The sequence below is a fragment of the Martelella sp. UBA3392 genome (assembly GCF_002358775.1).
Classification (GTDB): Bacteria; Pseudomonadota; Alphaproteobacteria; order Rhizobiales; family Rhizobiaceae; genus Martelella; species Martelella mediterranea.
Genome location: NZ_DEPM01000076.1, coordinates 14,177 through 21,772, shown reverse-complemented (window position 1 = coordinate 21,772; position 7,596 = coordinate 14,177). Strand labels below are relative to the sequence as shown.

The following is a 7,596-nucleotide window of genomic DNA, read 5'->3' as shown; positions in this document are numbered from 1 at the left end:
CCGTAGCTATGGCTACGACTGCGGCTTTCGCCTAGCCGGCTTTCAAAATCGCTCCGGTCATATGGGTGATAATCGCTGATCCTTGGTATAAGAAGACTGCATGTACACAATCGCCCATATTTCCGACGTCCACCTCGGGCCGCTGCCGCGGCTGTCGCCGAAGGAGCTGTTTTCCAAACGGATCACCGGCTTCTTCAACTGGCATCGCAACCGCCGCAAGCATCTCGGCAAGGATACGCTGGAGAACCTGCTTCTGGCGATCGCGGACGAGAATCCGGACCACCTCGCGATCACCGGCGACCTGGTCAATCTCGCCACCACAAAGGAAATCGATATCGCCGCCGACTGGCTGAAAAGCGTCGGCCCGGCGCATGAAGTCTCGCTGGTGCCAGGTAATCACGATGCCTATGTCGGCGGCGCTTACGCCAAGATCGCCAGGGCCTGGGGCGACTACATGCAGGGCGATGATCACGAGGGGGCGCATCTGGGCAAGATGACCTTCCCCTATCTCCGCAGACGCGGTCCGATCGCCATCATCGGCTGCTCATCGGCCATTCCCTCGCCGCCATTTCTGGCGATCGGCTCGTTCGAGGCGAAACAGGCGCGCAAGACCGCCGAGCTTCTACGCCAGGCAGGCGAGGAAGGGCTGTTCCGGATATTGATGATCCATCATCCGCCTGTTCGCAACGCGGCCCCGCGCCACAAGCGGCTGCTTGGCATTCGCCGGTTCCGGGCAACGATCGCTACCGGCGGCTGCGAACTGGTGCTTCACGGCCATACCCATCTCAACACCGTGAATTTCATCGAGACACGACACGGCAAGACGCCGGTGATCGGCATCGCCGCCGCAGGCCAGGGCGCCAACGGCAAGAAGCCGCCGTCCGGCTTCAACCTTATCACCGTCAGCGGCAGGTCCGGCTCATATGAAATGCAATGCCGCCGCCACGCTTTGAGCGCGGCGAGCGGCCTCATAGAACCGGAAAGCGAATTCAGCTTCTCTTATACCGACGACCGTTGATTGGCCCTTCGCGTTACACCGCGTCCTCGTGCACGAGGGTCCGGCGCAAAGCCGGGGTAGCGCTGGCATCAACGATGGCGTTAACGTTGAACCGGACGGCATTGCGCAGTTTCAGGCATTCATTCTGGCCTATCCCGTCCCAATCAAGGCTGCGCTGCACGACGTGGCGACAAATCTTGAAATAATGTGCCTGGCCGAGAAGGGTAAAGGTCAGGATCGCCAGATCCTCGCCATTCTCGTCACGTCCGGTGGCCCGCGCCAGCAATTGCCGCAAGTGCTTGTTCAGCGGCTCGATAAACTCGTTGAACAGAAGGTCGAAAGCCTCGCTTGGAAGCGCGATATAGCGCATGATGAAGGCCGAGATCTCATCCTGGTCGTAATTGGGCGTCAGGGGCTGAACCAGACGCACCATCAATTCGACCAGTTCTTCCCGTGCCTCGGTCGGCGTCATCTTCGCCGATATCGGCTCCAGCATCGCACTGCCGATATTGTTCTTGGCAATATCGATCACGTAAAGTGCACAGGCGCGCATCAACCCGGGCTTGCCGCCGAAATGGTAGGCGATACTGCCAATATTCGCGCCTGAAAGTTCCGCGATTTTACGTGTGGAAACAGCGTTATAACCATATTCTCCAAAAAGCCGGAGGGCCGCGGCGATAATCGCCTGCCTCGTTGCTGCTGCACCGCTCTGATTTTCGATCATGGCTCTGTTTATTACTCTGTTTCTGGCCAAACGTTGATCATAGAATTAATTCTCCCCTTCATTCTATTTTCTGTTTGGCAGGCAAGATAAAGCAACGTGCCCGCAAGCGCCAGCCATATTTCAGCCATATTTCCCAAGCTGCATGGCTGGACCTGCTGCAACAGGCGGTTGCGATCCAAGTAAATTCGCTTTCCGACTGGGGAAACGCTGCAGGCCCCTTGTTTCCGCCATTTACACAAGGCAATATCGCGCCTGCATGCGGGCCGGCGAAGGGGTTGACCGGCCATTATTATATCGCGTATGCGATCGAGAGTTTCAAGGTCGTTATGGATTCCGCAGTCATCAAGAGCAGACCGAAAAGGGCAGCCGGCCGTCGCCGCTGGATGGCGGGCGCGGCCTGCGCGGTATTTCTCGGCATCGGTGTGGCCGTGGGCGCCAGCCTGTCGCGGGATTCCGGCGCCTCCCACGTTGTCGATCTTTCGCTCGACCAGTCGAACGACTGGATCGATGACGTCTGTGCGAGCTTCAGGGTCTTCGGCCGGAAATACCAGCCCCTGGTCGATGTCGGCCCTGATGATGACGCAGCCTTTGCGGAACTCGTCCAGCGCACCATCGGCATCGACATGACGGTCCCCACTTTCGAGGAAGGCGCTTCGATCTTCGAGGGTGCCAGGGTCGTGGCGATCGACCGCGCCCCGGGCATCGAGCTGTTCTACCGCAATGCGGCCGGCGACCTGCTGTCCGTGTTCGTGCTGGCCCGCCCCGCCTCGCCCGACAATCAGGTGACGGATGTGCAGGAAACCATCCGCGACGACCTCATCGTCTCGTGGTGGCAGGGCGAACGCACGCTGGTCGCCGTCGTCGGCCCGTCTTCCGATGCCAACATGCCGGAACTGGCCCAGGCCGCCTATCTCAAGCTTTGAGAAAACGAAAGCCGGCCGCGTTGAGCGCGACCGGCCTTCTTCAGAGTCGTAAGGCGGGCGTTAGCGCGCCGCCAGGATCTGGTTCGCCGCCGATACGATCGCTTCCAGCGACGCGGCGACGATATTGGTGTTGATGCCGACGCCATAGATCTTGCCGCCATCATAGGCGACCTCGACATAGGCGATCGCCTTGGCGTCGGACCCGTGGTTCAGCGAGTGCTCGGAATAGTCCTCGACCGACAGCGCAATGCCGAGATAGTCGGACAGCGCGTTGATGAACCCGTCGACGGGGCCGTTGCCCTTGGCCTCGATCCGTTTGGAAACGCCATTATCCTCGATCTCTGCTGTCACCACGCGCTGGCCCTTGGCCTGGCCCTGCGGGTAGGTCTGGTGATCGACGAACCTGATGCGGCCGTTCGGCTGCTCGACATATTTTTCCATGAACACGTCGTAGATCCGCTTCGAAGGAAGCTCGCGCCCCTCTTCATCGGTGATCTTCTGCACGTGTTCGCGGAACGCCACCTGCAGGCCGCGCGGCAGGTTGATGCCGTAATCGGATTGCAGGATGTAGGCGAGACCACCCTTGCCCGACTGCGAGTTGATGCGGATGATCGCTTCGTAGTTACGGCCGACATCCTGCGGATCGATTGGCAGATAGGGCACTTCCCACTGCGGCTTGTTGGCAACCTTGATCGCCTTCATGCCCTTGTTGATCGCATCCTGATGCGAGCCGGAAAAGGCGGTGTAGACCAGTTCGCCGACATAGGGGTGGCGCTCGGGGATGACCATCTGGTTGGAATATTCGTAGACTTCCTTGATCCGCTCGATATCCGAGCAGTCCAGTTCCGGATCGACGCCCTGCGTGAACATGTTCAGCGCCAGCGTGACGATATCGACATTGCCGGTGCGCTCGCCATTGCCGAACAGCGTGCCCTCGATCCGGTCCGCGCCGGCCAGAACGCCCATTTCGGCGGCGGCAATGCCCGTGCCGCGGTCATTGTGCGGATGCACCGAGACGATCAGGTTCTCGCGGTTGTCGAGATTGCGGCACATCCACTCGATCTGGTCGGCATAGATGTTGGGCGTCGACATTTCCACCGTCGAGGGCAGGTTGATGATCAGCCTGTTGTCGGCGGTGGGCTTCACCACCTCGATCACCGCGTTGCAGATCTCCAGCGCGACGTCCAGCTCCGTCCCGGTGAAGCTTTCCGGCGAGTACTCGAAACGGTAACCGCCGCCGGCCTTGGCCGCCATGTCGGTGATCATCTTGGCTGCATCGACCGCGATCTGGCGAATACCCGCCACGTCCTTGCCGAAAACCACTCGGCGCTGCAGCTCGCTGGTCGAATTGTAGAAATGCACGATCGGGCGGTGCGCACCCTCCAGCGCCTCGAATGTGCGGGTGATCAGTTCCGGCCGGCACTGGACCAGCACCTGCAGCGACACATCATCGCCGACATTGCCATTTTCGACGCACCAGCGGGCAAAGTCGAAATCCGTCTGCGATGCGGAGGGAAAGCCGATCTCGATTTCCTTGAAGCCCATGTCGAGTAACAGCTGGAACATGCGGGCCTTGCGGTCGTGGCCCATCGGATCGACCAGCGCCTGGTTGCCGTCGCGCAGATCGACCGAGCACCAGATCGGCGCCTTCTCGATGCGTTTCGACGGCCATTGCCGGTCTGTCAGATTGATCTGCTGATAGGGCTGGTATTTGTGAGCCGCGAACGGCATGCCCTTGGCGGTTGTGGTTTTCACGTCCATTTTTCCTCACTCCGGCGCTCATCCGTGCGTCCCGCGCAATGGCTGCCTTTATCTTCAATTCAGGGATTTTTCCAGGAGCGCTTGTGCCAGACGGCTTTCCGGCCGCCGGGCGCTCCTCAAAGGACCCGGCAACCGCCGTTAAGGCCGAGAAGAAGAAGCGAGTTTAGGTCGCGCAGGACGGACGCCGCGGCAGTGGTACCGCGCGTGGACTTCGCCTGAAAATTGTTCGCAAACCTGATCATGAGCGTTCCTTAGCGGCATCTGTGGCAAATTGCAATCGCAAACAGCGCCTCCTAGGCGGCCTTGCGCGAACGCCCCGCCGCCCATGACTTGATGCCATGCACCAGCAGACCCGCGAGAAGCCCCCAGAAGGCCCCCGAAATGCCGAGAAAGCCGACGCCGGAGGCTGCGACCAGAAATGTGATCGCCGCCGCCTCGCGCGCGTCCGGTTCCTTGAAGGCCCCAAGCACCGCGCCGCCGAAAGCGCCGATCAGCGCAAGGCCGGCCACCGCCTCGATCAGCACCGGCGGCGCCAGCGAAACGGTTGCCACCACAAGGCCGCTGAACAGGCCGAGCACAATATAGCCGATCCCAGCGATGATCGCCGACCAGTAGCGCCGTTTCGGATCGGGGTGGGCATCCGGGCCCGCGCACATCGCCGCCGTGATCGCCGCCAGGTTGACCCCGTGGCCGCCAAAGGGCGCGGTAAACAGCGTGGCGAGGCCGGTTGCAGAGAACATCCTTCCGGCGGATGGGCGGTAATTGTTGATGTTGAGAATCGCGACGCCCGGAATGTTCTGCGAGGCCATGGTGACGATGAACAGCGGCAGCGCCAGCGAGATCGCGCTCTGAGCCGAGAAATGCGGCGTCACCCAGACCGGCGCGGCAAACGCATTGCGAAATACGCCGGACCACGCACCCGCTTCGATATCGACGCCGAAGATCAGCACGGCCACGAAGGCGAGAAAGGCGGCAGGCACCGCCATCAGCCGGTTGAAGGCGCCAACCACAATCCAGGTCGCCACGATCGGCAGCGCCAGCAGCGGCGAGAACTTCACCGCCTCCACCGGCGCGAAACAGAGCGCCAGCAGCACGCCGGCGAGCATCGCATTGGCAAGCGGTGCGGGAATGGCGGAAATCGCCCGACCGACCGGCTTCACCATGCCGGCGAGGATGATCAGCACCGCCGAGATAATAAAAGCACCGACCGCCGCGTTGAAGCCGCCGGGCAAAGCCCCGCTGGTGGCCATCAGCGCCGCGCCCGGCGTCGACCAGGCCACGCTCACCGGCATCCGCGTGACCACCGAGATGACGATGCCGCACACGCCCATGCCGATCGACAGCGCCATCAGGCCCGATGCCGATTGCGCATGGCTGGCGCCCGCGCCTTCCAGCCCCTGAAGCACGACCGAAAACGAGCTCGCAAAGCCGACAAAGGCAACCAGAAGCCCCATGAACAGGCTCTGCAGTGAAAAATCCCGCAGCATTGCGCACCCCTTCAACAACACCGACCCGAGCCGGCGACATCAAGCGGTTGCAGCGTAAATGGGGGTTGCAGTCAAGCCCGACGCCGACATGGCCGGTACGCTGTGAAAAGCCTTGAACTTATCCTGCAGCCTGTCGGTCTCAATCTCCCCCCTTGAGGGAGATTGTAGGCTGCTCAGCTCTTCGCACGACCACCTCCCTCAAAGCGGCATACGCAAAATACCCCACAAACGACAAAGGGCCGGCATCGCTGCCGGCCCTTTCGATTTCTGTGTTGCTTCGAAAATCAGAGCGTGCGCGTGACGTGCTCGACGCGGAAGGCTTCGATGACGTCGCCGGCGCGGATGTCTTCGTAGTTCTCGAAGGCCATGCCGCATTCCTGACCGACCGGCACTTCGGAGACTTCGTCCTTGAAGCGCTTCAGCGTCTTCAGCTTGCCCTCGTGGATAACCACGTTGTCGCGGACGAGGCGAACACCGGCGCCGCGTTCCATGCGGCCTTCGGTGACGCGGCAACCCGCGACCTTGCCGACCTTGGAAATATTGAAGACCTCGAGGATCTCCGCATTGCCGAGGAAGGTCTCGCGCCGTTCCGGTGACAGAAGCCCCGACATCGCCGACTTCACGTCATCCACCAGATCGTAGATGATGTTGTAGTAGCGGATCTCGATGCCTTCCTGCTCGGAGAGCCGGCGGGCCTGCGCGTTGGCGCGGACATTGAAGCCGATGATCGCCGCATTGGAAGCTTCCGCAAGGGAGATATCCGACTCGGTGATGCCGCCTGCCGCCGCATGGACGATCCGGGCGCGCACTTCGTCGGTCCCGAGCTTTTCGAGCGCCGCAGCGATCGCCTCGACCGAGCCCTGAACGTCGCCCTTGATCAGCAGCGGAAACTCCTTCAGCCCAGTATCCTGCAACTGGCTCATCATCTGCTCGAGCGAACCGCGCGAACCAGACTGGCGGGCCGCCGCCTTGTCGCGGGCAAGCCGCTGGCGGTATTCGGACACTTCGCGGGCCTTGCCCTCGTTTTCAACGACGGCGAAGCGATCGCCGGCAGCGGGCGTGCCGCTGAGGCCGAGGATCTCGACCGGCATCGACGGGCCGGCTTCCTTCACATGTTCGCCGCGATCGTTGACGAGCGCGCGCACGCGTCCCCACTGATCGCCGGCAACGACGATCTGGCCGGGCTTCAGCGTACCCTTCTGAACCAGAACGGTCGCGACCGAACCACGGCCACGGTCGAGCTGGGCTTCGATCACGACGCCCTCGGCGGTGCGGTCGGCATTGGCCTTGAGGTCGAGGATTTCGGCCTGCAGCAGGATCGCCTCGAGCAGCTTGTCGAGGTTCTTGCCGGTCTTGGCCGAGACTTCGACTTCCAGCGTGTCGCCGCCCATGGTTTCCACGAACACTTCGTGCTGAAGCAGCGCCGTGCGCACCTTCTGCGGATCGGCGTCCGGCTTGTCGATCTTGTTGATGGCAACAATGATCGGCACGCCGGCGGCCTTGGCGTGATTGATGGACTCGATCGTCTGCGGCATGACGCTGTCGTCGGCGGCGACCACCAGAATGGCGATATCGGTCACCTCGGCGCCGCGGGCACGCATCGCGGTAAAGGCGGCGTGGCCGGGCGTGTCGATGAAGGTGATCTTCTGACCGTCCTGCTCGACCTGATAGGCACCGATATGCTGGGTGATGCCGCCGGCCTCG

6 protein-coding genes are annotated in these 7,596 nt (G+C 61.8%); 2 read left to right on the top strand and 4 right to left on the bottom strand.

From position 1 onward, the window contains the following. The first annotated feature begins 100 nt into the window (after nucleotides 1–100). Nucleotides 101–1,018: a metallophosphoesterase family protein gene (locus tag B4E36_RS05870; RefSeq protein ID WP_292059156.1), complete on the top strand. Its 918-nt coding sequence runs from the start codon at nucleotides 101–103 to the stop codon at nucleotides 1,016–1,018. Nucleotides 1,019–1,031: 13 nt separating this feature from the next. Here the strand turns inward: B4E36_RS05870 and B4E36_RS05865 are convergent, their stop codons facing one another. Further along, nucleotides 1,032–1,721 (bottom strand): CerR family C-terminal domain-containing protein, encoded by a 690-nt coding sequence (locus B4E36_RS05865; RefSeq protein WP_345900106.1) that lies wholly within the window; start codon nucleotides 1,719–1,721, stop codon nucleotides 1,032–1,034. A gap of 275 nt (nucleotides 1,722–1,996) precedes the next feature. On the opposite strand from B4E36_RS05865, the gene B4E36_RS05860 reads away from it, so the two are divergent. After that, nucleotides 1,997–2,644: a hypothetical protein gene (locus B4E36_RS05860; protein ID WP_018066773.1), complete on the top strand. Its 648-nt coding sequence runs from the start codon at nucleotides 1,997–1,999 to the stop codon at nucleotides 2,642–2,644. A 60-nt stretch (nucleotides 2,645–2,704) separates the two neighbouring features. Here the strand turns inward: B4E36_RS05860 and leuA are convergent, their stop codons facing one another. The 3 genes from leuA to infB all read right to left on the bottom strand — a co-directional run. Beyond that, a complete protein-coding gene (leuA, locus tag B4E36_RS05855; RefSeq protein ID WP_292059160.1) occupies nucleotides 2,705–4,405 on the bottom strand; it encodes a 2-isopropylmalate synthase in 1,701 nt (566 codons plus the stop codon). Nucleotides 4,406–4,698: 293 nt separating this feature from the next. Further along, on the bottom strand, nucleotides 4,699–5,892 hold the full coding sequence (locus tag B4E36_RS05850) for a benzoate/H(+) symporter BenE family transporter (RefSeq protein WP_292059162.1): 1,194 nt from the start codon (nucleotides 5,890–5,892) through the stop codon (nucleotides 4,699–4,701). Between the two features lie 284 nt (nucleotides 5,893–6,176). Further along, nucleotides 6,177–7,596 (bottom strand): translation initiation factor IF-2 (infB, locus tag B4E36_RS05845; RefSeq protein ID WP_345900105.1); only part of this gene is annotated, 1,420 nt, incomplete at its 5' end.